This is a genomic window from Mesorhizobium sp. M8A.F.Ca.ET.202.01.1.1 (assembly GCF_004791595.1).
Lineage (GTDB): Bacteria > Pseudomonadota > Alphaproteobacteria > Rhizobiales > Rhizobiaceae > Mesorhizobium.
In genome coordinates, this window is the sequence record NZ_SRUN01000002.1 from 1 (window position 1) to 23455 (window position 23455).

Here is a 23455-nt window from a genome sequence, read left to right on the forward strand (position 1 = left end):
GGTATCAACGGCCGCAGCCGTTTGGAACACAGCCGCTCCGATGCCTCCCACAAACACCACGAGCGCTTCGCGAACATCGCCGCCGTAGCGAAGGCTGTGCCTCTTGTTGCCAGGTATCTTCGACGCGCGTTGACGGAGCACTCGGATCGCATGCTTGCGCAATGAGATCGAAGCGCAGGCCGACGAGCTGTTGCGGCACAGCCAGGATTATCAGCTCCTGCGACAAATCCCGGGCATTGGACCGATCAACGCATTGACCATCATTGCCGAAGCCGGCGATCTTCGCCGTTTCGCTCATCGTCGCCAGTTTCTAAAGTTCTGCAGGCTGGACCTCTCGACACAGCAGTCAGGCCAATATCGGGGCCAGACCCGCCTTTTCAATTCGGCAATGCTCGGCTGCGCCCTACCCTGTGGATCGCCGGACAAGTCGCGATCCGCCAGCGGGAGAATGGCTTCCGTCATAAGTTCGAAGGCTACATTGCGAGCGATCGCGACAATCCCGATCTACGCCGCAAGGCAATGACCGCTATCACCGCCAAGATGGCCCGCGTCGTGCACGCTGTCGTCAAAGGTGGTTCCGACTTCCGGCCCTTCGTCGTTGAAGGGCGGGTGCCAGGTGGAAGAACCTCTGTCAGCTAGCCGTAAGGGCATCGCTTCGATGACCCTGTAGATAATCTCGGGTCTTCCGCCTGGATCAGAAGCTCGTATCGAGGACGGTGAGGGCCGCTTTCCTGCGGCATCACGAGAAGACGCCGGTAGCCGAACCGGCGACGCTCCTGCGCGATCGCCTTCATCCGCTCGCGAAGCTCGCGGTCGTCCGGCCTGCTGGTCTCGTAGCGAACCGTCATGCGGCAACAGCCGATGGCTTTACACGCCCGCCGTTCGCTCATTGCCCGCTGAAGCGACGGCGCGCTTCGCAGCTGAGACATGCTCAGAGGGGCCTATCTTTGTGTCGGCTCACCGCAAGACCAGAGTGTTCGCGAAGAAGGCGGTAAATCCGCGTCGATTATTCTCCGAATGAATAATTCCAATTAGAGCAAAATTTCGGGAAATCGTTCTGCAGAAAGCGTTGTAATGAATTCTGCGCCGTTCTTTGTCACCACGGCAACCTCCTCCAACTGGAATACTCCACCGCACATTTCGTATTTCGGCTCGACGTGGATGATCATCCCCTCATGAATCACCTCCTTCGAGGTAGCCGCGATCGAGGGTGGCTCCGTCAGGTTGCGTCCGGACCCATGGCCGATCCGGGACGCAGTTGCGCTCGGCAACCCCAACTCAGTTTGCTTGGCAAACGCTTCGAACGCGCCGTAGACATCGGCACCGGTCATGCCCGGCCTAATTGCAGACAAGGTCGCGGTTGTTATGTTTCGAACCTGAGTGTAAATGCTTTGCTCTTCGTCGGTGACGCGGCCGGCCTTCGCAATCCGATTGACGTCTGAAGTCGAAGCCAACATGCAGCAACCGATATCAACCCAAATGAAATCATCTTTTGCCAGCGCCCGATCGCTCGGCGGCAGGCTATAAGCGAAATCCTCTCGTCCAAAACGCACCGGGAGCCACGGAACCGAATCGGCGCCACGTTCGATCAGCTCGAGGGTCAAGGCCTTGGCGAATCGTTTTTCCGTCGTGCCCAGCGTCAAATTGTTCAAGCAATGGTGGAACGCGCCATGCGCGATCCCGAGCGTAAGCCGCTTCTGGGCAATTTCCGCCGGCGTCTTGATCATTCGGATGGGCCAAATGAAATCTGCACCTTCCAAGAGCTGTGCTGCACGAAATTGGGCGTTTAGCTTGTCAAGCAAACTGAGGGAACCGAGGCCGAAACTCTCGAATCCATAATCAAGCGCAATTCTGCGAAGGTCGGCCTGCCCGAGAACTTCGACCACTTTATCAACCGCACCCTCGATGAAGCCGGAATACTGCCGGTGCATCACACCTGCAGGCAGCTCGGGCGTTTGAGAAAATGTCTTCGCTTCGGCAGCGGCTGCCACGACCATCACCGTGTCGCTCTCTTTCAGAACGACCAGAAAGTACGGCCGAGCTTTAGAGATCCAGAACAGGGACTTGTAGCCTGTAAAATATTCAAAGTGGTCTTGGTCTGAGATCACAAACGCATCAAGAGATTGTTCTGCCATGCACTTCCGGAGTGCGTCGATGCGTCTCGCGTACTCATCACTGCGCACGAGTAGTCTATCGGACATGTGTCTCACCTCAATTAAAGGGGCCGGCATTTATACCCGTCTTTGCGCCGCAGCTTGGCGGCCGCCGCTTCCGCCTTGTCAGCAAGCGCTACGCCATACGCCTGCCCAAGGGCAGCAAACCGAAATGGCCCGGCCATTTCCTCCAGATCGACGCCGTCTAGCCGTGTGTTGTCCGCTTCCTCCACTCCGTTCGTCAGCTCAGGGATAGCTTGGCGACCACTTGGCCAGCCATGCTGCGAGATCGCGTCGGTCATAGACCCAGCGCACACTTCCTACATGCAATGCGCCATGCTCCCTACACAGGTGATCGAGCCCTTTTCGGTTGTGTGCGTCAAGTTCTGCAAAAAGGGGCGGCCATGAAGCTGGTCATGCGGCTTGGCGCAAAGCGAGCTTCTTGTGCTCGCGCAGTCGTCCATGTTGATGTAGCGGTTGGCCTCCATCCAGTTTTCGTTGGTTTCGACGGCCAGCGACCTGACCAGGCGCAGGCAGCTTTCGGCGTTCGGGAAGATGCGCACGACATAGGTGCGCCGGCGGATTTCCTCGTTGAGGCGTTCCAGCATTTTGGTGGACTTCAGGTGCTTGTGGTGCTGGCGCGGCAGGCAAAGAAGGTCAACGTGCATTCGATGGTCTCCTCTACCCAGCTCGTCAGGCGCGGATAGCGGCCCGACCATGTGGCAAGCCATGCGGCGAGATCGGCCTTGGCCTCGGCGAGATCGCGCCGGTCGTAGAGCCAGCGCAACTCCTGCAGGCAGTCGTCGCCGTGCTTTCTCGGCAGGTGATCGAGCGCGTTCCTGAGGAAGTGCACGTAGCAGCGCTGCCAGGCGGCTTCGGGGATCACCCCGCCGATCGCCGCGACCAGGCCGGCATGGTCGTCAGAGACAACCAGCTCGACGCCCTTGAGGCCGCGCGTCTTCAGCGCGACGAGGAAATCCCTCCAGGCCGAGCGGCTTTCGCGATTGGCCATTTCCACTGCCAGGATCTGGCGCCGCCCGTCCCAGTCGATGCCGACCGCGATCAGCACCGCCTGGCTCGTGACGATGCCGGCCTCGCGCACCTTCTCGTAGCGGGCATCGAGGATGAGATAGGCAAAGGGCTCCTGAAGCGGGCGCTCGGCAAAGGCCTTCAGGCTCTCGTCCAGCCGCTTGTTGATGGCCGAGATCGATGAGGCCGAGAACGCATGGCCGCACAGCTCTTCGGTGATCGCCTTGACCTTCCGGGTCGACACGCCCTGCACATACATCTCCGCAAGCGTGGCCACCAAGGCCCGCTCGGAACGCTGGTAACGCTCGAAAAGTTCGGTCGAGAAGCGGCCCGCCCGGTCCTGCGGAACCCGCAGCTCAAGCTTGCCGACACGCGTGACAAGGGTACGGCCATAGTAACCCGAGCGATAGCCGAGACGCTCCGGCGTGCGCTCGCTCTTCGAAGCACCCAGCGCCTCGTCCATCTCGGCCTCGAGCACCTCCTGCATCACCGCGCGGATCACCTCGTGCAATCCATCCGGGTTCGAAAGCAGAATGTCTTTGACGGCAGCGCTGGCGGTCTTACTTTCTGTCTTGGTCATGGTGGCGTTCCTTCGCGGGAATCGGTGACGTGAACAATCACCAGCCTGCCATGACCGCCCTCTCTCAGCCGAACCCTCAGCACGCTACCCCTTTCTCCGTTGAAGAGGTCCCTGCCTACCGTTTCAATTAGGAAGTGTTCTATCTTTGCCCACTCGGGTCACCGCCGTGAAGGACAGCTTGGCAGTTCGCATTGAGGAAATGCACCTAAGGGTTCGTTGGTTCTCCGGAGCGCTTCGAGATGCTGAGACGGCGAACCTTTGCTGCACCGGGTCAGCGCGCTGGGGCGACACACGGTTCCACGGATCTCTGGGCGCACAAGGCGGGCCTGGGCGAATGCTTCGCTTAGCCGAGCCGACGTAAGCTAGATCCAGATCAGGAAAGCCGTTGCCCCCAAGCAGCCGTGCTCGGAAATGAGTTCGAACCGGACCCGCTATCATCATAAACGGCCTCTGAAAATGCCAGGCACGAAGGCCTTTATCAGAGCCACGCGACTACGCCCTCATTGCCTCAGATACTTCTTGTATCAGAGGCAGCAATCACAGAAGGCACAACTTACTATTCAGGAGCAATTCAGACGAACGATGCGACAATTGTCGGGTTTGTCGCGGCTGTGACAGGCTTGTTTGGCCGATGGCTCATTTTTCATCCGCAGGTAGACGGCGCAAACTGGTCGAAAATTCTTCGCACCAGTTCGATAGACAAGTTGGCACGATTTTTGAAGCCTTTCTTCCAAGGCAGCGCGCCGGCTGGGCTGCCGGGGCTCATAGCGAATGGCCCGATGTAAGAAGTCAACAACGCAGTGGAGTAGAAGATGGAAGTTACGAGTAGGCGGTCTTTTGGAAGCTTTTCCGAAATAGCGAAGTTTTATCCTGCGTTCCCTCCGTTTTCCCGGCGAGTCCTTCAATCTCTTCTCGATGAAGTAAAGCACTCCGCCGAGCGTCCGATCTTCGGGGATATCGGCGCAGGTACTGGCCAAATTGCCTATGCCTTAGCTGACATGGGACTTTCAGGGTATGCTGTGGAACCTGATAGTCAGATGGTTGAGGTGGGGCGAAAGCTAGGCCCAACTTATCCTGCCGTTTCCTGGATCAATGCACCGGGAGAAAGCACGGGCCTCGCCGACGCATCGCTAGATTGGGTTTGCTACAGCCTGTCGTTCCATTTGACGAACGCGCGCGAAGCACTTCGCGAAAGCATGCGAATCTTGCGGCCTCGCGGGTTTTTCACCATTGTGACCCTTCTTGCAGATCTTGAGAGGGATCCCTTTCAACTTGAAATCGAAAATAGGATACGCGATATGGCACCCGCTTTGCGACGGGCGGTTACTACACTCGTCGGTCAAATGGGAACCTACGAACCGCTCCTCAATCAATATCCCAATCTGGGCAACTGCATCTCTCTCGCTAGCACCGAAGCTGTATCCATGAGCGAAGAGCGGTTTGTCAAGTTTTGGGCTGGGAGACATGATATCCCGAGTCAAGTCTCACCTGAGCATTGGAATTCCATACTGCAAATGATTGCGGAGACGTTTCGAAGGTGGCAGCCGGCCAGCCTGCGATTTCGCTCTATCGCATGGCATGCTCAACGCGGGTGAGGTGATCACATAAAGCTAATCGATTTCGTCATGGAGCCTGGGCTTAGTCAAGAGGTAGAGATGACAAGCTGTATGAACCGCGCCAGGTTTCGGAGGCTGTTTGCTTTGAGACGCGCCGCCATGGCTAGCTTTTCGAGTATGGCCTAGTAGCGTTCCCCTAAGGGCCGGCGGGATGTTGCTGATAAGCTCCAGCAGCCGGCGATTACTGGACCAGTCGATCCATTCCAGCGTCGCGAACGCCACGGCCTCGACGTAACGCCATGGTCCGCATGGAGGGATCACCTCGGCCTTGTGTAGAGCGGTAGTCGTTACGACAGAGCGTTGTCAAGGAAATTGCCGACGCTCCCAACCGAGGTCTCGACGCTGGTCTCCGCCGAGCTCTCAGTGAATTCGATCAAGGCGTATTGGCGAGTTCGAGCGATGGTTCGCAATATCGATTGTGTTCACCCAAAGAAACCGTCCGAGGCGAGAAAAAAGGCATGATCGCATACAAATTGACTTCTCTGATCCTATCGCGGGCCTGATCGCAAAGGACATCACAATGTCCTTAATCCGCCAATAGCTGGGGTATATCTTGCGCCTTGCGGGACAGTTTGGCTCTGCCCTCTAGTGGCTTAAGAAAATGAATCTAAAACAGCTACGTAGCAGTAGGAGTTCTAGATTGGCGCGACCCTTGCTTCGTTAGCACGTATACATAAATTAAAAAATGAAGAGGAAAGCAGAATGTCACGACAAATGAAGTTCGTAGCGTTTCTCATGGCCGGGCCAACTTTCCATCATCACGGCATGTGGCGTCATCCAGAAACAGAAAACAGGTTTCTCGACCCGGCATTCTGGGAAACGCTGGCTCGAACCCTTGAGGTCGGCAGATTTGACGGATTATTCTTTGCCGATACCCTGTGCTTCCACAGCGAAAACGCTATGGCTCGGGGAGGGCAGATGTCGCTACTTGATCCTGTCCCTCTTATCGCGATGATGGCGCGAGCGACGTCGCGCATTGGACTCGGCGTGACCATTTCCACAAGCTTCCAAGAGCCCTATGCGATAGCCCGAGTGCTTTCATCGCTCGATGTGCTGAGCGGCGGCCGCATCGCTTGGAATATCGTGACTTCCTCATACCACCGGGCGGCGCAGAATTTCGGCAAGGATGCGCTCCCGGGGCGCGACGAACGCTACGACCGCGCCGAGGAGGTCCTAAATGTCTGTCTTGACATGTGGACGGGTTGGTCCGATCACGCCCTCGTCATCGATAAGGAAAGCGGCGACTTCATTGACGAAGCGAAGATGCGCCGCACCGAGATCGCCGGGAAGTTCGTCGGTGCGAGTGGCATGTTCACCGTTCCACCGAGCCCTCAGCGGCATCCGGTCATCATGCAGGCCGGATCGTCACTGCGCGGACGCAAATTTGCCGCCACCTACGCCGAGCTCGTCTTTACGCTCCAGCATTCGTTGCCGGACATGCAGGAGTTCTATGCTGACATGAAGCATCGCCTCGACAGCGGGGGGCGGAATCCGGACGATTGCTCTATCTTGGTCTCGGTGGACCCGATCGTCGGCGAAACGGAATCGATTGCGCGCGAGAAGCAGGCTTACATCAATGAACTTGTCGAACCTCGCATCGGGATCCCCTTAATGTCAGCCCATACCGGACTCGACTTGTCACAATGGCCGATAGACAAGCCGATTAGCGACATTCCGGCAGAGGCCGGCTCTCGTGGCTCCTTCGATGTCATCCTGCAGGGGACCAAGGCCGGCAATCTCACGCTCGGAGAGGCGGCGAAGCGCTTCGCCACAAGCGAGCTCTGTCCTCAACTCGTCGGCACGCCCGAGAGCGTGGCCGACCAACTCCAGGAATTTTTCGAGAAGAAGGGCTGCGATGGGTTCATCGTCACGCCCACTGAAATGCCCGGCTCTTTTGAGGCCTTCACTCGATCAGTCGTGCCCATCCTCCAAAAGCGTGGACTCTTCCGCAGGGAGTATCCGGGCTCGACACTCAGAGAAACGCTTAAGGTGTAAGGCCTCCCAAGGGCACCGCAACGTTAACTGAAAACTGAGGGAAATCTGCGGTGTAAAGCGATTCCTCTGACTCTCTGATCCCTGAAAACTGGATCGTTCAAAGTGGAGTTTCCGCGGTAACATCCCTTGGCTGGGAGGAGCTGAAGGCGATGGAGGCATCGAAGTTCTCGGACGCGCAGTAGGCGTTCATTCTGAAGCAGGGGCCGGACGGAATCCCCGTCGCGGAGATCTGTCGTAGGGCGGGATCAGCCAGGCGACGTACTTCAACTGGAAGAGGAAATACGACGGACTGCTGCCCACCAAGATGAAGCGGCTGAAGCAGCTTGAGGACGAGAACTGCAACCTCAGGAAGCTGGTGGCCGATCTGTCCTTGGACAAGGAGATGCTGCAGGACGTCAATCGAACACTGTGAGGCCTGGTCGCAAACGCGAGCTGGTGGCCGAGACGTGTGATGAGTGGAACGTGTCGATCCGGCGAGCATGCCGGGTTCTGGAGTTCGACACGTCAACCTATCACTACAAGTCCCGCCGCCGCGATGTCAGGCCGGCATCGAAGCTCGGATCAAGGACATCTGCGCCACACGGGTCCGCTAGGGATACCGGCGCGTGCACGTGATGCTCACGCGCGAGGGCTGGGACATCAACATGAAGCGAACCTATCGAACTTGCAGGGACTTGGGTCTGCAGCTCAGGAACAAGACGCCGAGCCGGCGTGTGAAGGCGAAGCTGCGGGAAGGCCGGGAGGAAGCCGTCGGGCCGAACGACGTCTGGGGATGGACTTCGTCCAGCTCGCGACGGGCAAGAAGATCCGTGTGCTGACGGTCGTCAACACGTTCTCCCGCCATGTGCCTGTGCTCGACCCGCGGTTCGGCTATCGGGCGGAGGATGTGGTCAGGGCACTGGAACAGGTCTGTCCGAAGATCGGCTATCCGAAGACGATCCGCGTCGACCAAGGCTCTGAGTTCGTCTCCCGCGACCTCGACCTATGGGCTAGGCGAAAGGCGTGACGCTCCACTTCAGCAGGCCGGGAAAGCCCACCGACAACGCCTACATCGAAGCCTTCAACGGCCGCTTCAGGGCGGAGTGCCTGAACGCCCACTGGTTCCTGACCCTTGCCGACGCGACCGAAGGATTGGCGCAGATACTACAACGAGGTGCGCCCGCATGTGGCGATCGGGCACAAGGCCCCGATCTCGTTGCTTCATGCCAATGGCGCCGCCAGCCCGCCATCGTGAGAAAGCCGGGAAACTCTACCTTAAAGGGCTTTCTCGGCGCTTCTGGTGCAGGCATGTATTCGGCCTTTGAGTGCGGCTCGTTCATGTCGCTGGCCCTGATGTAGTCCGCTGATCGGATCCCAGACAGGTTAACGCGCTTTCAAGCGGCACCCACTGAGCGGGTTAGTCCGACCCCGGCTCGACGGTTCGCCATCACACCATCAGCACCTCACCAATCTCTGAATCCTTCGCGACCGGGAGCCTCAAAGCGTTGGCCGGTCGCCATCAACGCCCTGACGGTCCTCGCCATCTTGTTCGCTAAGGCGACGGCGACGACGTTATATGGTTTCTTCGCCAGCAGTTCGGTAGCCCAGCGGGTAGACGCCACTTTGCTTTTTGCGCTGAATCGGAGCACGGCGTGGGCACCGACCACGAGTAGACGACGGAGATATGGATCGCCCTGCTTGCTGATCCTGCCGAGGCGGTCTTTACCACCCGATGAGTTTCGCCGCTACGGTCGCAGCGATCGCTTGCAGTGATTGGACCTATTCGAGGAGTTGTATCGAGCAGACGGCTCAACCGCTTCGCAGATCGCCTCGGGATCCATCGCCTCATTCTTCTGCCTCTTCACATTGACGTACGACGCCGGCATGAGCCGAACCTCGTGACCCAGCGCCATTAGGACCCGAGCCCAGTAGTGTGCGGTCGCGCACGCCTCGATTCCGATCAGGCACGGCGGCAACACCTTGAAGGAACCAGCGACATCGTCACGACGCAGCTTTCGGCGGAGGACTGCCACGCCCAACGCTTCTACGCCGCGGATCTGAAAGACGTGCTTGGCTATATCCAAACCGACTGTGCTAACCTTCTCCATGGACGGCTCTCCCTTATGTGACTTTCGACAGCCACACTTTGGCACATTGCGATGCCGGGAGCGGAGGCCGTCCACCGCATCAGGTCACGATGTTGAAGATTGTTCGAGATCCGCTCTATCGCCGCCATCGTTTTCCTGGCGAGATCATTGCGCATGCAGTTTGGCTGCTACTTCCCTTCTCCAACTGAGCCTTCAGTTAATGATGTCACGGTTCCCGATTGAGATCACTCGCGCGTTTTTGCTCTCCAGTTCATCCAGATAATCGGCCCACCATTGCATCATCTTGACCCGCTCTTCCCAGTGCTCTGCCCGGGCATACGCACGACGAACGTCGTTGTTCTCAATATGGGCCAGCTGACGCTCTATGGCGTCCGGATGCCATTTCCCGCATTCGTTTAGCAGAGTTGATGCCGTTGCTCGAAAACCGTGCGCCGTAGCTTCTTCCTTGCCAATGCCCATACGGCGCAGGGCGGCGTTAAGCGTATTGTCGGAAATCGGACGCGAAACCGATCGAACACTAGGAAACAGCAGCGATCCACCACCAGAGATTTCTTTAAGTGAGGTCAGGACGCTGACGGCCTGCCTTGAAAGGGATACGCGGTGCGGCCGTCGCATCTTCATCCGTCCTTCAGGGATGGTCCACACCGAGCTTTCGAAATCGAACTCGTCCCATCCACTCGCGCGCAACTCGCCGGGCCGGGGAAACAGCAGCGCCATCAGCTTCAGGGCGGCTCGGGTTGTAGCCTGTCCGTCAAATGTATCGATCGCCCTCAGCAAGCCTCCCAAGGCCTTAGGATCGGTAATTGCGGCACGCGACGTGACTGTCGGGCTGATGAGTGCGCCCCTCAAAGCGATAGTCGGATCTGCCTCGGCGCGTGCGGTCGCGATTGCGTACCGCAACACGCTCCCGACGGTGGAGCGCAGTCGCCTGGCCGACTCGTATCGACCGCGAGCTTCCACGCTCCTTAGAGCGGTAAGAATTGTGGCCGAATCGATCTCCCGGACGCCTTTGTCGCCAAAGGATGGATAGGCAAAATCGAGCAACCATTTGACTTTGGTGATGGTCCGATCGGCACGTCCTTCCATCTTCAGCTTGTCGACATATTCCTCCGCGATTGAGCGAAACGTGTCCTTTGCCGAATGGAACTTTTGCAACTTACGCTCCTGTGCCGGGTCGATGCCACGAAGGAGTAGGCGTTTGGCCGTATCGCGCGCCTCGCGTGCCTCAGCGAGGGAGATTAGGGGATAGCTGCCCAACGCCAGAAGTTTCTGCTTGCCGCCAAAACGATAGGCGAGGCGCCAAAGGCGAGATCCGGTAGGCTGCACCCAAAGCTGGAGCCCACCACCGTCAGACAATTTCATGAGCTTGGAAGTGGGTCGGGCATTTCGGCATTTCACATCGGAAAGGGCCATTTTCGGGGCTCCATTTGGCTGGACGATACCATCAGAATGTCCAATACCAGCAGAAATACCAGCCCTCCGCCTCGTTGGACCAACTACCCCGAAATTCTACAAGACCCGACCAACTGCACCTTGTGTGCCAAAATCGGCAACGATTTCCGCTGCTTGCAGAAACAGAAGCGTAGAAGCTTCGGCGAAGGAGATTATCGGGAGAACAGGGGATGGTGCCCAGAGGCGGATTCGAACCACCGACACGCGGATTTTCAGTCCGCTGCTCTACCAACTGAGCTATCTGGGCCTGCTCCGGCTAACGAAAAGTCGTGTTCCGGATTTCATGAAGGCACCGTGGGCGCCCCTTGAAAGCGCGTGGGTTATAGCACGGGAATTCGGCCTGTCCAGCGCCCAGGTGTGGATTTCCCGCAGGAAAAGAAATGCCGCCCGATGGGCCGGTTTGCATGCCGTGCGCCCGCCTATCTGGCGCCTGCCAGGCCTTTGCGGAAGTCGGATGGGGTCATGCCGGCCAGCTTGCGGAAGGATTTGTTGAAGGCGCTGAGCGAGCCGAAGCCGGAGTCCATGGCGACGCGCAGCACGTTGGCGTCCTGGTGCATCAACAGTGCCTGCGCATAGCTCAGCCGCAACAGGTTGACATATTCGTTGAGCGTCATGCCGGTCGATTTCTTGAACAGGCTCATGGCGTATTTGGGGTGGATGTCGGCGGCCGCCGCTATGTTCACGCAATCGATGTCGTAGAGGAAATTCTCGGCGATGAAATCGCACATGCGCCCGACATTGCGCGACGATTGCTGGTCGAAGGGGTTGCCCGCTTCCTGTCCGGCGGTGTTTACCGGCACCAGCCGGTAGGGCTCGAACCTTACCCGTTCCAGCCGCAGCAGAAGTTCGTTGACGGCATGCTCGGCCTTGGCCGGATCGCCCGAGCGGGCATAGCGGTTCCAGCGGGCGAAATTGTCGTTGTCGGATTGATCGGTGGCGCTGGTCACCAGCGTCGCACCCGTCATCAGCCGGTGGCGTATGTCCGCGGGCAGGTGCAGCCGAAAGAAATGCACCAGCGGCAGATGCGCGCCGGCATAGACGGCGTCGTCGCTCAAATCGTCCATCCGGTGCGGCAGGCCACCCCAGAACAGGCACATCTCGCCGGCCGAAAGCGATATTTCGTGCTCGTTCATGCGGTAGTGGACGGAGCCGCGGACGATGAAATTCACCTCGACCTGGGCATGCCAATGCGGCTTCAGCATCACCAGCGGGTTGGTGTGGAACATCTGCAGCAGCAACGGCAGGCCTTCCACGCTGCTGGCACCAGGCTGGTAAAACGGCCGTTCGGGCATCTTACTTTCCGCCAATTTCGTATTCCCTTTGTCGGGGACAGGCCCTTGCCGGTGCCTAGTCTAGCCAGGCTCGCAGAGAGAGCAAATGAAATGGGAGGATTTCAATGCGCATCACACTGTCCTGCGCCGTGCTCGCGCTTGCCTTGGGCTCAGCCCCGGCCTTCGCGCAATCCGGCGAAATCACGATCTGGAGCTGGAATGTCGCCGCCTCGTCGCTGAAGGCAACGGTTGCCGGTTTCAACAAGCTGCATCCCGACATCAAGGTCACCGTCCAGGATCTCGGCAACCAGCCGACCTATGACAAGTCGATCGCCGGATGCGCGGCCGGCGGCGTTGGCCTGCCCGACGTCGTCACCATCGAGAACGGCGAGGCCGAGAATTACTGGAGCCAGTTCCCCGACTGTTTCGTCGACCTGCACACGCTGGGCTACACGGCCGAGGACCAGAAGAAATTCCCCGATTTCAAGCGCACCGAACTCGAAGTCGGCGACAAGGCCTATGCCATGCCGTGGGATTCCGGTCCGGTCGCCGCCTTCTATCGTCGCGACTTCTACGAGAAGGCCGGCGTCGATCCGGCATCGATCAAGACCTGGGACGATTTCATCGCCGCCGGCAAGAAGATCCAGGCCGCCAATCCGGGCGTCTCGATGACCAATGCCGATTTCAACGGCGACAGTGAATTCTTCCGCATGATCGCCAACGAACAGGGCTGCGCCTATTTCGCCGAGGACGGCCAGTCGATCACGGTCAACCAGCCCAAATGCGTCGACGCCATGACCAAGCTCAAGGAGATGAAGGACGCCGGCATCGTCTCGTCGGCCGACTGGGGCACCAAGATCACCAACAACACCGCCGGAACCGTCGCCACCCAGGTCTATGGCGGCTGGTACGAGGGCACCATCCGCACCGAATCGGCGGGCGAAAACGGCAAATGGGGCGTCTACCTGATGCCGAGCCTGACCGCGGACGGCCCGCGTGCGGCCAATCTCGGCGGCTCCTCGCTCGCCATCACCTCGGCGTCGAAGAACAAGGAAGCTGCCTACGAGTATTTGAAATACACGCTCGGCACCAATGAAGGCCAGATCACCATGCTGAAGGAGTTCGGCCTCGTCCCCTCGCTGGTCTCGGCGCTGAACGACCCCTATGTCGGCCAGGGCCTGCCCTACTGGGGTGGCCAGGCGGTGTGGAAGGATATTCTGGGCACCTTGCCCAAGGTTGTTCCGAGCCGCGGCACGCAGTTCCAGAGCGATGCCGAGATCATCGTGCGCGCGGTGCAGACCAAATATCTCGCCGGCGGCTATCCCGACGCCAAGGCGGCACTCGACGATGCCGCCAGCCAGATCGCCTCGGCGACCGGGCTGCCGGTCAAGTCCTGAGGTGCTGACAGCTTCCTTCTCCCCGTCACTATACGGGGAGAAGGTGCCGGCAGGCGGATGAGGGGCGGCGCCTACTTCGGCAATTGCTGCCTCACTAACCGGAAAAACAGAAAGGAGGAGGAGAAAAGATGCGCAACCGCAATGCGACGGCCTATCGCTTTCTCACGCCCTATCTCCTGATCTTCGCCATCTTCTGGGTGTGGCCGATCATCTCCTCTTTCCTGATCTCGTTCCAGGCGACGCGCACCGTGCCCTGGCGCTTCGCGCCCGGCTTCAACTGGGGCCGGCTGATCGGCGACCCCGCCTTCTTCAACGCGCTGAAGAATACGCTGCTCATCCTGGTCATCCAGGTTCCGGTGATGATCGCGCTGGCCATGGTGATGGCGGTGCTTCTGAATTCGCCGCTGCTCAAGGCGCGCGGCCTCTACCGCTTCGCCTTCTTCGCCCCGGTGGTGGTCGGCGAGGTCGCCTATTCCGCTGTGTTCCGGCTGATGTTCAGCCTCGATTTCGGCATCGTCAACAAGCTCCTGAACAGCATCGGCCTGCCCAAGGTCGACTGGTTCTCCAACGTCACGCCGGCCATGGCGCTGATCATGATCGCGGTCACCTGGCGCTGGGCCGGCTACAACGCCATCATCCTGCTGGCCGGCATGCAATCCATTCCCGAGGATGTCTATGAGGCGGCGACGCTCGACCGGGTGAGCAAGCTCAAGCAATTCTTCCACATCACCCTGCCGCTGTTGAAGCCGGTCATCGTCTTCTGCGCCGTGCTGTCGATCATCGGCACCATGCAATTGTTCACCGAGCCGTTCCTGATCACCGAGCGCGGCGGGCCGGGCGGCGGCACCGAGACGCTCGGCCTGCTGCTTTACCGCCAGGGCTTCCGCTCGCTCAATTTCGGCTATGCCTCGGCCGTCGCCTACACCATGGCGGGGCTGGCGATCGCCATCACGCTGGTGCAGCTGTGGCTGACGAGGGAACCGAAATGAGCTCGCTCTCATCGGCAAGACTGAAACGAAGCATCGCGCTGCACCTCTTCCTGACGCCGCTGGCGCTGATCTGGCTGTTTCCGCTGTGGATGATGGTGGTGTTCTCGACCATGCCCGACAATGGCATCTTCAGCCCCGGCATCGAACTGTTGCCGCACGGCAATTTCATCGACAATTTCAACAATCTGCAGCATGACACCGACTTCGTCGGCGCCATCATCATCTCCGTTTGCGTGGCGGTGACCTATACCGTCCTGTCGGTGCTTTTGACCTCGATGGCCGGCTGGGCGCTGGCCCGCTACCAGTTCTTCGGCAAAAGCGTGGTCGTCGCCATCATCCTGGGCACCATCACGCTGCCCTATGCGGTGGTGCTGATCCCGCAATTCATCATGGTGGCGCGCGACTTCAAGCTCGCCAACACGTGGGTGGCGCTGATCGTGCCGCCGCTGTTCAATTCGCTTGGCGTGCTGTTCATGCGCCAGAGTTTTTCCATGATGCCCGATGACCTGTTCGATGCCGCCCGCGTCGAGGGCGTCAAGGAGTGGCGCATCTTCGTCTTCATCGCTTTGCCGTTGGCGCGGCCGATGCTGGCCGCGCTCTGCATCATCCTGTTCCTCGCCTCCTGGAACAATTATCTGTGGCCGCTGCTCATCAACAGCCAGCCGGGTTCGATGACAGCACCCGTGGCGCTCGGCACGCTGATCGGCCTGACCAAAGTCTCGTGGGGCGGCATCATGGCGGGCGCGGTGATGCTGACCGTGCCGATGCTCGTCGTCTTCGTGCTCCTGCAGCGTCATTTCATCGCCGGCATTGCCGCCGGCGCGGTCAAATAGGGAGCAGAATGGCAACCGTCACGCTCACAAACGTCGCCAAGCGCTTCGGCGCCTTCGAGGTCGTCCACGGCGCCAACATCGACATCGCCGATGGCGAGTTCGTCGTCTTCGTCGGCCCGTCAGGCTGCGGCAAGTCCACGCTGCTCAGGATGATCGCCGGGCTCGAGGACATCAGCGGCGGCGAGATCGCCATCGGCGGCAAGGTGGTCAACGATGTCGAGCCGGCCGATCGCGGCATCGCCATGGTCTTCCAGTCCTACGCGCTCTATCCGCATATGAGCGTCGAACAGAACCTCTCCTTCGGGCTGCGCATGACCGGCAACCCCAAGGCCGACACCGAGCGGCGGGTGAAGCGCGCGGCCGAGATCCTGCGCATCAGCGAATTGATGGACCGCCGCCCAAAGAAACTCTCCGGCGGCCAGCGCCAGCGCGTCGCCATCGGCCGCGCCATCGTGCGCGAGCCGCAAGTGTTCCTGTTCGACGAGCCGCTCTCCAATCTCGACGCCGAACTGCGCGTCCAGATGCGGGTCGAGATCTCAAGGCTGCACAAGGAACTCGGCGCCACCATGGTCTATGTCACCCACGACCAGACCGAAGCGATGACGCTCGCCGACCGGATCGTCGTGCTGCGCGGCGGGCATGTCGAGCAGATCGGCCGGCCGCTCGATCTCTATGACAATCCTGACAATATTTTCGTGGCCGGCTTTGTCGGTTCGCCGAAGATGAACTTCATCAAGGCCCACATTGTCGGGCGTGATGCAAAAGGCGTCGTGGTCGAGCTGGCGGGCGAGGAGAAAACCCGCATCACGCAGCCCCTGAAGGTTGCCGCGCCTGAACCTGGGAGCAAGGTCATCGTCGGCGTGCGGCCCGAACATTTTGGCAGCGCCGGTGAAGGCGATGCCGACCTCACCGCCGCCATCGACGTGGTCGAGCACCTCGGCGGCACGAGCTTCCTTTACGCCAGGACGACCCATGGCGAGGACGTGGTGATCCAGCGCGACGCGGCAAGGGTCCCCGAGACATCGGAGGTCACCGTTTCCATCCGCAAATCCTACCTGTTCGATGAAAAGGGGCTGCGGCTGCGCTGACTGGCCGCCCCTTTCCAAGCCCGCAAGGAGAATGACATGACTGAATCAACGCCCATTCGCTGGGGCATCCTCGGGCCGGGGGGCATTGCCAAGGCCTTTGCCGGCGGCGTCGCCGGGTCGCGCACAGGGACACTGGTCGCCATCGGCGCCCGCAACCCCGGCAAGCCGGGCCTGGCCGAGAGCTTCCCTGGCGCCCGCATCCTCGAAGGCTATGAAGCGCTGCTTGCCGATCCGGAAATCGACGCCATCTACATCGCGGTACCGCATCCCGGACACGCGCAATGGGCGATCAGGGCCGCGGAAGCCGGAAAGCACGTGCTGTGCGAAAAGCCGCTCGCGCTGACCGCCTTCGAGGCCGACGCCATGATGCATGCGGCGCGTAAAGCCGGCACCTTCCTCGGCGAGGCCTTCATGTACCGGCTGCACCCGCAGACGCTGCAACTGGTGGACCTGGTCAAGTCGGGCGCCATCGGCGAGATCCGGATGATCAAGTCGAGCTTCGGCTTTGCCATGCCTGATTTCATGCCGGGGCATCGGCTCTATGCCAACGATCTTGCCGGCGGCGGCATCCTCGATGTCGGCGGCTATCCCGTCTCGATGGTGCGCCTCATTGCCGGCGCCGCCGCGGGAGAGCCATTCGCCGAACCCGACAAGGTCGCCGGCACCGCCCATCTTGGTCAATCCGGCGTCGACGAATGGGCCTCCGCTGTCCTGCATTTTCCAGGCGGTATCGTCGCGGAAGTTTCCTGCAGCATCTCGCTCAACCAGGACAATGTGCTGCGTATCTTCGGCACAAAGGGGCGTATTGAGGTTCCCGACTTCTGGTTCGCCGGCGGCGACCGCGATGTCGGCCTCGGCCGGATCGACGTGATCGGCGCCGACGGTACGCGCGAGACCATCAGCGTCAACGAGAAGCGCCACGTCTATTCCTTCGAGGTCGATGCCGCCGGCGAGGCGATCCGCGCCGGGCGGCAGGAATTCGCCTGGCCGGGCATGGGCTGGGCCGACAGCCTCGGCACCTTGCGCGTGCTCGACAGATGGCGTGCGGCCGTGGGACTGGAATATGAGATCGAGAAGGCCTCGCTGCGCACCAACACCATCTCAGGCCGGCCCTTGCGTTCGGGCGGCACGGCGATCGGCAAGCGCACCATTCCGGGCGTGGCGAAGCCGGCTTCGGTGGTGGCGCTCGGCTTTGAGGATTTCCGCAGCTTCTCCTCCGGGTCGATCCTGCTCGACGCCTTCTTCGAGGCCGGCGGCAATCTGTTCGACACCGGCTATGTCTATGGCGGCGGCTACACCGAGACGTTGCTCGGCCAATGGCTGAGAAGCCGTGGCGTGCGCGAGCAATCGGTCGTTATCGCCAAGGGCGCGCATTCGCCGCTCTGCTATCCCGACGTGATCGGCAAGCAGCTAGCCCAGTCGCTCGACCGTCTGCAGACCGACCATGTCGATATCTATTTCATGCATCGCGACAATCCGGACGTGCCGGTCGGCGAGTTCGTCGACGCGATGGATCGCGAGGTCAAGGCCGGCCGCATCCGGGGACCGTTCGGCGGCTCGAACTGGACGATGCAGCGCATGGACGAGGCGATTGCCTATGCCGAGCGCACCGGCAAGCAGAAGCCCGGCGCGCTTTCCAACAATTTCTCGCTGGCCGAAATGCTGGAGCCGATCTGGGCCGGCTGCATCACCTCCTCTACCGATGACTGGAAGGCCTGGCTGACATCCAGGCAGATGCCGAACTTCGCCTGGTCGAGCCAGGGGCGCGGCTTCTTCACCGACCGCGCCGGGCGCGACAGGCTGGAGAGCGAGGAACTGGTACGGGTCTGGTACTCCGAGCGAAATTTCGGTCGTCGCGACCGCGCGATCGAACTCGCCGCCCGGCTGCGCAAGAGCCCAATCCACATTGCGCTGGCCTATGTGCTCAATCAGCCTTTCCCGTCGGTTCCCTTGATTGGGCCGCGCACGCTGGGCGAACTGGACGACAGCCTGCGGGCGCTGGACATCGCGCTTTCGCCCGCCCAACGCGAGTGGCTGGACGGCGGCAGCCTGCACGCGGCCTGATGGCACGAGGCTCGAAGCGGCGTCAGATCTCGTCGTCCGACAGTCTGGCGCCGCGCCTGGCCGGGGTTTGCAAGCTGGCATACATGCCGGTGGTGCGGAACTGGCTGGGCGTCGTGCCGTAGAGCCGGCGGAAGACCTTCGAAAAGTAATTCGCGTCCTCGAAACCGCACAGGATGGCCACTTCCTTCACCGGCAGGAAGTCCGCTTTCGTCAAAAGCTTCGCCGCCCGTTGCAGCCGCTGCTGCAGCACGAACTCGGCGGGCGGCAGGCCTTCGCTCTCGGCGAAGCAGCGCGAGAAATGAGCCCGGCTGAGCCCGCTGATCTGGACGAGGTCCGCCACCGGCAGGGCTTTGTCGAGATTGGCGTTGATGTGATCGATGACCGGCTGCATGGCGCTCTGTTTTTCGGCAAAAGCGTGCGAACCGAACACATCGTCATAGAGCGCCATCGCCGCCTCGTAGGCGATGGCCGAAGCGGCACCTGGCGAAGCGGCCCCCTTGATGAGACGCAGGCTGCAATCGGCGAGATGGTCGATCGTCGCCGGCTGCAGCCGAAAGACCGGCCCCGACACGTCGAGGATCGATTTGTGGATGCGCAACGCCTCCTCGCCGTTCATCGAGATCCAGAAATATTCCCAGCGCTCGTCCTTGGCCAGCCAGTAGCGGTGGTTGTGCGGCACCAGCACCAGCAGCGTGTCGTTCGTCTGCAGGCGGTAGTCGCGGTTCTCGTAGCGCAGCCGGCCGGTGCCGCTGATCGTGTGCTGGAGCACGGTGAACGGCGTCTGGCCGCGCTTGCGCCCATCCCAGTCATAGGTCACGTCCTCGCGTAACTCATAGCCTGTGCTCGTCGGCATGGCATGCAGGCGCTGGCGGCCGCGCGGCAGCGAGACCGTCCGCATCGATTGTCCGTTGGCGATCAAATCACGCAGCACAAAATTACCCCTGAAAGCATAATCCTTCTCTGGCCGTGACCGCGAATAAGCGCATAATCCCGCCTCGAAGAACGCGAACAACCCGCGATCGAGGAGCGGGCGGGAGGAAAGAAAGCCGGATTCCGGCTTGAATGGCATGCACACCAAGGCGTGTGGCCATTTTCCTCCCTTGCTGCTCCTTGCCTAGCATTCGATTGGATCGAGGTGAAGGTGATGAGTTTCAAAATCGCTATTATCGGCGCCGGCAGCGTCGGTTTCACCAAGAAGCTGTTCACCGACATTCTGTGTGTGCCGGAATTCAAGGACATTGAATTCGCCCTGACCGACGTCAGCGAGCACAATCTGGGGATGATCAAGGCGATCCTCGACAGGATCGTCGAGGCGAACGGATTGCCGACCAGGGTGACCGCGACAACAGACCGCCGCAAGGCAATCGAGGGCGCGCGCTATATCATCAGCTGCGTGCGGGTCGGCGGCCTCGAAGCTTATGCCGACGATATCCGCATTCCCCTGAAATACGGCATCGACCAGTGCGTCGGCGACACGATCTGCGCCGGCGGCATCCTCTACGGCCAGCGCAACATTCCGGTGATCCTGGATTTCTGCCGGGATATTCGCGAGGTTGCCGAGACGAACGCGAAATTCCTCAACTACGCCAACCCGATGGCGATGAACACCTGGGCGGCGATCGAATACGGCAAGGTCGACACGGTTGGGCTCTGCCACGGCGTCCAGCACGGCGCCGAACAGATCGCCGAGGTGCTGGGCGCGAAATCGCCTGGGGAACTCGACTATGTCTGTTCCGGCATCAACCACCAGACCTGGTTCATCGAGCTCAGGCTAAACGGGCGTGAAATCGGTAAGGACGAACTGGTCGCCGCCTTCGAGGCGCACCCGGTCTATTCCCGGCAGGAAAAGCTGCGCATCGATGTGCTGAAGCGCTTCGGCGTCTATTCCACCGAAAGCAACGGACATCTCTCCGAATATCTGCCCTGGTACCGCAAGCGTCCCGACGAGATCACCCGCTGGATCGACATGTCGGACTGGATCCACGGCGAGACCGGCGGCTACCTCCGTTATTCCACGGAAACCCGCAACTGGTTCGAGACCGAATATCCGCAGTTCCTCGAAGCGGCGTCGAAGCCGATCGATCCGCAAAAGCGCTCCAACGAGCATGCCAGCCACATATTGGAGGCGCTGGAGACCAACCGCGTCTATCGTGGCCACTTCAACGTCAAGAACGACGGCGTGATCACCAATCTGCCACGCGACGCCATCATCGAGTCGCCCGGCTTCGTCGACCGCTTCGGCATCAACATGGCCGCCGGCATCACGCTGCCGGAAGCCTGTGCCGCCACTTGCATGGCCTCGATCAACGTCCAGCGCATGTCGGTCCATGCTGCCATATCTGGCGACATCGATCTTCTGAAGCTTGCCGTGCTGCACGATCCGCTGGTCGGCGCCGTGTCGACGCCCGAGGAGGTTTGGCAGATGGTCGACGAAATGGTCGTCGCCCAGGCGCAATGGCTGCCGCAATATGCCCATGCGGTTCCGGCGGCCAAGGAGCGACTGTCGAAATCCGCGGTCAAGACCCGCGAATGGGCGGGTGCCGCGCGGCGAAGCGTGCGTTCGATCGAGGAATTGCGCGCCGAAAAGGCCGCGCTGAAACAGGCCGGCTGAAAACCGGGCGCGGCGGCGGATCCAGGGAGGCAGGTCCACCGCAGTCAGCCGTGCCGGAGCAATTCCAGGAGAAGTGTGAATCTTCGTCCGGAATTGCGTCGAGGCCTAGACAGGACGAGCAGCAGCAGACGTCTGAACACGAGGGAGGAGACAATGAGGAACCTACGCAGCATTGGCATTGCCGCTGGACTGGCGCTGAGCGTCTCCGTTCCGGCGCTCAACGCTTTCGCTTCCGAACCGACCGTCCCGCCGGTCCCGGCGACGTTTCCGGCCGAGGGCAAGATCAAATACGTGGCGCGCGACTCCGTCCTGGAGTTCAAGGCGCTGCCCGAGTATCACGAGCCCGGCTGGGTCACGGAAAAATACGTCAAGACCGGCAAGCTGCCGCCGGTGAAAGACCGGCTGCCGAAAGAGCCGCTGGTCTTCAAGACCGCCAACATGCCGGACGGTATCGGCGTCTATGGCGATACCATGCGCCACGTCATCGGCGGCCGGCCGGAAGGCTGGAACTACGGCGCCGGCCAGACCCAGGGCTGGGGCGGCATCGACATCGGCCTTTCCGAGTGCCTGACGCGCACCGCGCCGTTGTTCCAGGTCGAGGCCAAGGACACCGAGCCTCTGCCCAACCTCGCCAAAAGCTGGGACTGGTCTAAGGACGGCCACAAGCTGACCATGCATCTCGTCGAGGGCGCCAAATGGTCCGACGGCGTGCCATTCAACGCCGACGACGTCATGTTCTACTGGGACGACGAGGTCATGGATCCCAACGTCTCGCCGCTCAATGGCGCCACCCAGGAAACCTTCGGCGTCGGCACGACGCTCAAGAAGATCGACGACTACACCGTCGAGTGGACATTCAAGGACGCCTTCCCGAAACAGCACCTCTATGCAATGGCCTATGGCACGTTCTGCCCCGGTCCCGCGCACATCTTGAAGCCGCAGCACCCGAAATATTCGAAGAACACCTACGACCAGTTCAAGAACGCCTTCCCGCCGGAATACATGAACATGCCTGTCATGGGCGCCTGGGTGCCGGTCGAATATCGAGCCGACGACATCATCGTCATGCGGCGCAATCCCTACTATTGGAAGGTGGACGAGAAGGGCAACCAGCTGCCCTATCTCAACGAGCTGCATTACAAACTGTCGACCTGGGCCGACCGCGACGTTCAGGCGGTCGCCGGCGCGGGCGATTTCTCCAATCTCGAGCAGCCGGAAAATTTCGTTGCCTCCCTGAAGCGCGCGGCCGAGCCGAATGCACCGGCGCGTCTGGCCTTCGGCCCACGGCTGATCGGCTACAATCTGCGCCTGAACTTTTCCGCCAATGGCTGGGGCAACCCCGACGAGCGCGGTCAGGCGATCCGCGAACTGAACCGCAACGAGGATTTCCGCAAGGCCGTCACCATGGCGCTTGACCGCAAGGCGTTGGGCGATTCCCTCGTCAAGGGGCCGTTCACCGCGATCTATCCAGGCGGCCTCTCCTCGGGCACCAGCTTCTACGACCGCAAATCCACTGTCTACTATCCTTTCGACCTCAAGGGCGCCAAGGCCGAACTCGCCAAGGCCGGTCTGAAGGACACGGACGGCGACGGCTTCGTCAACTTTCCAGCCGGCACCGCCGGCGGCAAGAACGTCGAAATCGTGATGCTGGTCAACAACGACTACACGACCGACAAGAGCCTCGCCGAAGGCGTGGTGGCGCAGATGGAGAAGCTTGGCCTCCGGATCGTGCTCAACGGGCTTAACGGCACGCAGCGCGATGCCACCCAATATTCAGGCCGCTTCGACTGGCTGATCCGGCGCAATGAGCAGGAGCTGACCTCCGTGGTGCAGAACACCGTGCAGCTCGCTCCAGTCGGCCCCAAGACCAGCTGGGATCATCGCGCGCCGGAAAGCGGCGAGGTCGATCTGATGCCTTTCGAGAAGGACCTCGTCGACATCGTCAACAAATTCGTCTCGTCGGCGGATAACAACCAGCGCGCCAGTCTGATGCGGGACTTCCAGAAGATCTCGACCGAGCACGTCTACAATATCGGCCTGACGGAATATCCCGGCGCCTTGATCGTCAACAAGCGCTTCTCGAACATTCCGCAGGGCACGCCGATCTTCATGTTCAACTGGGCCGAGGATTCGATCATCCGCGAACGGGTCTTCGTCGCGGCCGACAAGCAGGCGAATTATGAATTGTTCCCGGAAGAGCTTCCCGGCAAGCCTGGAGACAAGGGTCCAATGTAAGATTAAAGGCCCGATGTAAGTTTACCTCCCTGACTGAGAGAAACCCGGCCGCGCC

At 60.5% G+C, this 23455-nt stretch carries 13 protein-coding genes, 1 tRNA gene and 8 pseudogenes; 12 read left to right on the forward strand and 10 right to left on the reverse strand.

Features of this window, described 5'->3' with window-relative positions; genetic code table 11:
• Positions 1-157: 157 nt before the first annotated feature.
• Positions 158-639 (forward strand): annotated as a pseudogene (locus EN845_RS04820) (transposase); the annotation flags it as partial.
• A 98-nt stretch (positions 640-737) separates the two neighbouring features.
• Here the strand turns inward: EN845_RS04820 and EN845_RS04825 are convergent.
• From EN845_RS04825 to EN845_RS04840, 4 genes and pseudogenes are all read right to left on the reverse strand, one after another.
• Positions 738-890 (reverse strand): annotated as a pseudogene (locus tag EN845_RS04825) (IS3 family transposase); the annotation flags it as partial.
• A gap of 141 nt (positions 891-1031) precedes the next feature.
• Complete coding sequence (locus tag EN845_RS04830; protein WP_164761741.1) at positions 1032-2201, reverse strand: Xaa-Pro peptidase family protein; 1170 nt, start codon at positions 2199-2201, stop codon at positions 1032-1034.
• A 176-nt stretch (positions 2202-2377) separates the two neighbouring features.
• Positions 2378-2513, reverse strand: a pseudogene (locus EN845_RS35975) (IS256 family transposase); the annotation flags it as partial.
• A 54-nt stretch (positions 2514-2567) separates the two neighbouring features.
• A pseudogene (locus EN845_RS04840) lies at positions 2568-3762 on the reverse strand (IS256 family transposase).
• A gap of 812 nt (positions 3763-4574) precedes the next feature.
• On the opposite strand from EN845_RS04840, the gene EN845_RS04845 reads away from it, so the two are divergent.
• Entirely contained in the window at positions 4575-5357 is a 783-nt protein-coding gene (locus EN845_RS04845) for a class I SAM-dependent methyltransferase (RefSeq protein ID WP_127310300.1), read from the forward strand.
• A gap of 143 nt (positions 5358-5500) precedes the next feature.
• On the opposite strand, the pseudogene EN845_RS35980 reads toward EN845_RS04845, so the two are convergent.
• A pseudogene (locus EN845_RS35980) lies at positions 5501-5764 on the reverse strand (IS3 family transposase); the annotation flags it as partial.
• Positions 5765-6080: 316 nt separating this feature from the next.
• Here EN845_RS35980 and EN845_RS04850 point away from each other — a divergent pair.
• Together EN845_RS04850 and EN845_RS04855 are read left to right on the forward strand one after the other, a co-directional pair.
• Positions 6081-7373 carry an LLM class flavin-dependent oxidoreductase gene (locus EN845_RS04850; protein WP_245463608.1) on the forward strand — a complete coding sequence of 431 codons (1293 nt, stop codon included), beginning with the start codon at positions 6081-6083 and terminating at the stop codon, positions 7371-7373.
• Between the two features lie 188 nt (positions 7374-7561).
• Positions 7562-8607 (forward strand): annotated as a pseudogene (locus EN845_RS04855) (IS3 family transposase).
• A 208-nt stretch (positions 8608-8815) separates the two neighbouring features.
• Here the strand turns inward: EN845_RS04855 and EN845_RS04860 are convergent.
• Positions 8816-9460 (reverse strand): annotated as a pseudogene (locus EN845_RS04860) (transposase).
• Positions 9461-9549: 89 nt separating this feature from the next.
• Here EN845_RS04860 and EN845_RS35985 point away from each other — a divergent pair.
• Positions 9550-9627 (forward strand): annotated as a pseudogene (locus EN845_RS35985) (IS6 family transposase); the annotation flags it as partial.
• 25 nt (positions 9628-9652) lie between these two features.
• On the opposite strand, the gene EN845_RS04870 reads toward EN845_RS35985, so the two are convergent.
• From EN845_RS04870 to EN845_RS04880, 3 genes are all read right to left on the reverse strand, one after another.
• Positions 9653-10873 (reverse strand): integrase arm-type DNA-binding domain-containing protein, encoded by a 1221-nt coding sequence (locus EN845_RS04870; RefSeq protein WP_127310301.1) that lies wholly within the window; start codon positions 10871-10873, stop codon positions 9653-9655.
• Between the two features lie 210 nt (positions 10874-11083).
• Positions 11084-11159, reverse strand: a tRNA-Phe gene (locus EN845_RS04875).
• A 172-nt stretch (positions 11160-11331) separates the two neighbouring features.
• Positions 11332-12204: a helix-turn-helix domain-containing protein gene (locus tag EN845_RS04880; protein WP_127870822.1), complete on the reverse strand. Its 873-nt coding sequence runs from the start codon at positions 12202-12204 to the stop codon at positions 11332-11334.
• 104 nt (positions 12205-12308) lie between these two features.
• Here EN845_RS04880 and EN845_RS04885 point away from each other — a divergent pair, with 104 nt between their 5' ends.
• From EN845_RS04885 to EN845_RS04905, 5 genes are all read left to right on the forward strand, one after another.
• Positions 12309-13580 (forward strand): ABC transporter substrate-binding protein, encoded by a 1272-nt coding sequence (locus EN845_RS04885; RefSeq protein WP_127276327.1) that lies wholly within the window; start codon positions 12309-12311, stop codon positions 13578-13580.
• Between the two features lie 128 nt (positions 13581-13708).
• Positions 13709-14569 (forward strand): sugar ABC transporter permease, encoded by an 861-nt coding sequence (locus tag EN845_RS04890; protein ID WP_127870823.1) that lies wholly within the window; start codon positions 13709-13711, stop codon positions 14567-14569.
• On the forward strand, positions 14566-15402 hold the full coding sequence (locus EN845_RS04895) for a carbohydrate ABC transporter permease (protein WP_127870824.1): 837 nt from the start codon (positions 14566-14568) through the stop codon (positions 15400-15402). The genes EN845_RS04890 and EN845_RS04895 overlap by 4 nt, the downstream gene beginning before the upstream one ends.
• Before the next feature lie 8 nt (positions 15403-15410).
• Positions 15411-16490, forward strand: a complete 1080-nt coding sequence (ugpC, locus tag EN845_RS04900) for a sn-glycerol-3-phosphate ABC transporter ATP-binding protein UgpC (RefSeq protein ID WP_127870825.1) — start codon at positions 15411-15413, stop codon at positions 16488-16490.
• Positions 16491-16526: 36 nt separating this feature from the next.
• Positions 16527-18554 (forward strand): aldo/keto reductase, encoded by a 2028-nt coding sequence (locus tag EN845_RS04905; RefSeq protein ID WP_127870826.1) that lies wholly within the window; start codon positions 16527-16529, stop codon positions 18552-18554.
• A 22-nt stretch (positions 18555-18576) separates the two neighbouring features.
• On the opposite strand, the gene EN845_RS04910 is transcribed toward EN845_RS04905, so the two are convergent.
• Positions 18577-19632, reverse strand: a complete 1056-nt coding sequence (locus tag EN845_RS04910; protein ID WP_348630941.1) for an AraC family transcriptional regulator — start codon at positions 19630-19632, stop codon at positions 18577-18579.
• Between the two features lie 66 nt (positions 19633-19698).
• Between EN845_RS04910 and EN845_RS04915 the strand changes: the two genes are divergently transcribed.
• Together EN845_RS04915 and EN845_RS04920 are read left to right on the forward strand one after the other, a co-directional pair.
• Complete coding sequence (locus EN845_RS04915; RefSeq protein WP_127276824.1) at positions 19699-21165, forward strand: alpha-glucosidase/alpha-galactosidase; 1467 nt, start codon at positions 19699-19701, stop codon at positions 21163-21165.
• 153 nt (positions 21166-21318) lie between these two features.
• Positions 21319-23400, forward strand: coding sequence for an ABC transporter substrate-binding protein (locus EN845_RS04920; protein WP_127870827.1), 2082 nt, complete (start codon positions 21319-21321; stop codon positions 23398-23400).
• The last annotated feature ends 55 nt before the right edge of the window (positions 23401-23455 follow it).